This window comes from Acidovorax sp. Root217 (assembly GCF_001428645.1).
In the GTDB taxonomy this organism is placed as follows: Bacteria; Pseudomonadota; Gammaproteobacteria; order Burkholderiales; family Burkholderiaceae_C; genus Acidovorax.
Genome location: NZ_LMIH01000036.1, coordinates 2501 through 5572, shown reverse-complemented (window position 1 = coordinate 5572; position 3072 = coordinate 2501). Strand labels below are relative to the sequence as shown.

The window sequence follows — 3072 nt, the reverse complement described above, 5'->3', positions numbered from 1 at the left end:
AAACGCAAAACCCCCCAGTCCTTTGGAGACTGAGGGGGTTTGGGGCTATAAGAGCCTGACGATGACCTACTTTCACACGGGAACCCGCACTATCATCGGCGCAAAGTCGTTTCACTGTCCTGTTCGGGATGGGAAGGAGTGGTACCAACTTGCTATGGTCATCAGGCATAACTTGGAGTCGACTTGCTCTTGGAGCAAGACAACGAATTCATAGAGTGGAATCAGATTTTATGTGTTTTGACTGCGTCAACTTGGCATAACAATCTTCGAAGCTTGCACACATCCATGAAGGAGCGTACACGGCTATCAAAGTTATAGGGTCAAGCCTCACGAGCAATTAGTATCAGTTAGCTTAACGCATTACTGCGCTTCCACACCTGACCTATCAACGTCCTGGTCTTGAACGACTCTTCAGGGGGCTCAAGGCCCCGGCAGATCTCATCTTGAAACGAGTTTCCCGCTTAGATGCTTTCAGCGGTTATCTCTTCCACACTTAGCTACTCGGCAATGCCACTGGCGTGACAACCGATACACCAGAGGTGTGTCCACTCCGGTCCTCTCGTACTAGGAGCAGGCTTCCTCAAATCTGCAGCGCCCACGGAAGATAGGGACCAAACTGTCTCACGACGTTTTAAACCCAGCTCACGTACCTCTTTAAATGGCGAACAGCCATACCCTTGGGACCGGCTACAGCCCCAGGATGAGATGAGCCGACATCGAGGTGCCAAACACCGCCGTCGATATGAACTCTTGGGCGGTATCAGCCTGTTATCCCCAGAGTACCTTTTATCCGTTGAGCGATGGCCCTTCCATACAGAACCACCGGATCACTATGTCCTGCTTTCGCATCTGCTCGACTTGTCAGTCTCGCAGTTAAGCACGCTTATGCCATTGCACTATCGTCACGATGTCCGACCGTAACTAGCGTACCTTCGAACTCCTCCGTTACGCTTTGGGAGGAGACCGCCCCAGTCAAACTGCCTACCATGCACTGTCCCCGATCCAGATAATGGACCTAGGTTAGAACCTCAAACACACCAGGGTGGTATTTCAACGTTGGCTCCATGACATCTAGCGACATCACTTCAAAGCCTCCCACCTATCCTACACAGATCTGTTCAAAGTCCAATACAAAGCTACAGTAAAGGTTCATGGGGTCTTTCCGTCTTTCCGCGGGGAGATTGCATCATCACAAACATTTCAACTTCGCTGAGTCTCAGGAGGAGACAGTGTGGCCATCGTTACGCCATTCGTGCAGGTCGGAACTTACCCGACAAGGAATTTCGCTACCTTAGGACCGTTATAGTTACGGCCGCCGTTTACTGGGACTTCAATCAAGAGCTTGCACCCCATCATTTAATCTTCCAGCACCGGGCAGGCGTCACACCCTATACGTCCACTTTCGTGTTTGCAGAGTGCTGTGTTTTTATTAAACAGTCGCAGCCACCGATTTTTTGCAACCCCGTTGGGCTCCCTCTGTTCGAGTTCACCTACTTGGGGCATACCTTCTCCCGAAGTTACGGTATCAATTTGCCGAGTTCCTTCTCCTGAGTTCTCTCAAGCGCCTTAGAATACTCATCTCGCGCACCAGTGTCGGTTTGCGGTACGGTCGTGTGTAGCTGAAGCTTAGTGGCTTTTCCTGGAAGCAGGGTATCACTCACTTCGTCTGCAAGCAGACTCGTTATCACCCCTCATCTAAGCCCGGCGGATTTGCCTACCAGGCACGACTACAGGCTTGAACCAACATATCCAACAGTTGGCTGAGCTAACCTTCTCCGTCCCCACATCGCACTACACATCGGTACAGGAATATTGACCTGTTTCCCATCAGCTACGCATCTCTGCCTCGCCTTAGGGGCCGACTCACTCTACGCCGATGAACGTTGCGTAGAAAACCTTGCGCTTACGGCGAGGGGGCTTTTCACCCCCTTTAACGCTACTCATGTCAGCATTCGCACTTCTGATACCTCCAGCATCCGTTACCAGACACCTTCACAGGCCTACAGAACGCTCTCCTACCACGTGCAATAAATTGCACATCCGCAGCTTCGGTAACTGGCTTAGCCCCGTTACATCTTCCGCGCAGGACGACTCGATCAGTGAGCTATTACGCTTTCTTTAAATGATGGCTGCTTCTAAGCCAACATCCTGACTGTTTTAGCCTTCCCACTTCGTTTCCCACTTAGCCAATTTTAGGGACCTTAGCTGGCGGTCTGGGTTGTTTCCCTCTTGAGTCCGGACGTTAGCACCCGGTGCTCTGTCTCCCAAGCTGTACTCGTCGGTATTCGGAGTTTGCATAGGTTTGGTAAGTCGCCATGACCCCCTAGCCTAAACAGTGCTCTACCCCCGACGGTAATACTTGAGGCACTACCTAAATAGTTTTCGGAGAGAACCAGCTATTTCCAAGTTTGTTTAGCCTTTCACCCCTATCCACAGCTCATCCGCTAGTTTTGCAACACTAGTCGGTTCGGACCTCCAGTACCTGTTACGGCACCTTCATCCTGGCCATGGATAGATCACTTGGTTTCGGGTCTACACCCAGCGACTGATTCGCCCTATTCGGACTCGATTTCTCTACGGCTTCCCTATTCGGTTAACCTTGCCACTGAATGTAAGTCGCTGACCCATTATACAAAAGGTACGCAGTCACCCTTGCGGGCTCCTACTTTTTGTAAGCATGCGGTTTCAGGATCTATTTCACTCCCCTCCCGGGGTTCTTTTCGCCTTTCCCTCACGGTACTGGTTCACTATCGGTCGATTACGAGTATTTAGCCTTGGAGGATGGTCCCCCCATATTCAGACAGGATTTCTCGTGTCCCGCCCTACTTGTCTCTACCTTAGTACCACACGTCTGTTTTCGCATACAGGGCTATCACCTGCTATGGCCGGACTTTCCATTCCGTTTTGCTAACAGTCGTGCTATCAATAGAAGGCTCTTCCGATTTCGCTCGCCACTACTTTCGGAATCTCGGTTGATGTCTTTTCCTCGAGCTACTGAGATGTTTCAGTTCACCCGGTTCGCCTCGCATGACTATGTATTCATCATGCGATACCTCTTGCGAGGTGGGTTTC

Annotated in this window: 2 rRNA genes (1 of these 2 running past the window's edge); both read right to left on the bottom strand. The window is 51.0% G+C overall.

The annotated features are described in order from the left end of the window. Window positions 1-53: 53 nt before the first annotated feature. Window positions 54-166 (bottom strand): 5S ribosomal RNA (rrf, locus tag ASE31_RS26065). Window positions 167-316: 150 nt separating this feature from the next. Next, window positions 317-3072 (bottom strand): 23S ribosomal RNA (locus tag ASE31_RS26060) (it continues 123 nt past the right edge of the window).